The sequence below is a fragment of the Kribbella ginsengisoli genome, assembly GCF_039537185.1.
Lineage (GTDB): Bacteria > Actinomycetota > Actinomycetes > Propionibacteriales > Kribbellaceae > Kribbella > Kribbella koreensis.
On the sequence record NZ_BAABAA010000046.1, the window covers coordinates 1 to 706 of the forward strand.

Genomic DNA, 706 nt, shown 5'->3' on the forward strand with positions numbered 1-706 from the left:
AACGTCGCCCACAGCTTCCACGACGCGGCACTGTACGCCTGCGACAAGCCGGACAGTTGACGGTCATACGCGGTGCTCAGATTCCGCAAGCGGGTCAACGTGCTTGATGCCATCATTCACCGCCACCGGCGACCTGCGGGACGGGGATGCCATCATTCGACTCAACCGTCGCCGTCGTACCGGGCGCCGCCTGCGCGAGAGCGTCAAACGAATCATCCACATCACGCGTACCCGCCTGTTCGGCGGCCACGCTCTGCGCCGTACCGTTCAACGTCTGCATGTCCAACGCACGACGGTCATCCTCGATATCCTGCTCACTCCAACCAAGCACCTTACGCTTGATCATGTCGCCGCTCACGATGCCATTCAACTGGCTGGCGGCGGAAGCCGGATCGGAATACTGGATCGGCATGATGGGCAGCCACAAGGTCGTGAAATCCTCGTCCGCCGCGTCCGTCTTCCCATCCAAGACCAACGCCATGCGCATGATACGCACCAGCGCATCGTCGGCACGCTCATTCAGATCCTGAGCCTTGAACAGCACGCCCTCACGCTTCAAGTCAGCGCCAGACGCGCTACCGCCCGTATCATTGCTGTTGATGCCGAACGGGGTCATGCTCATGTCGGCGAGCTGCTTCATCTCGTTCTGTAAGGCAGTCGTCCACGGGGTCACGTCAGTGGACTGGGACTCCCACACGTCCACGCC

Annotated in this window: 1 protein-coding gene; it reads right to left on the reverse strand. The window is 61.5% G+C overall.

The window, feature by feature from the left end; all coding sequences use genetic code 11:
- Positions 1-112 precede the first annotated feature (112 nt).
- On the reverse strand, positions 113-706 hold a 594-nt coding region (locus ABD768_RS42975), incomplete at its 5' end, for a phage portal protein (RefSeq protein WP_344850760.1).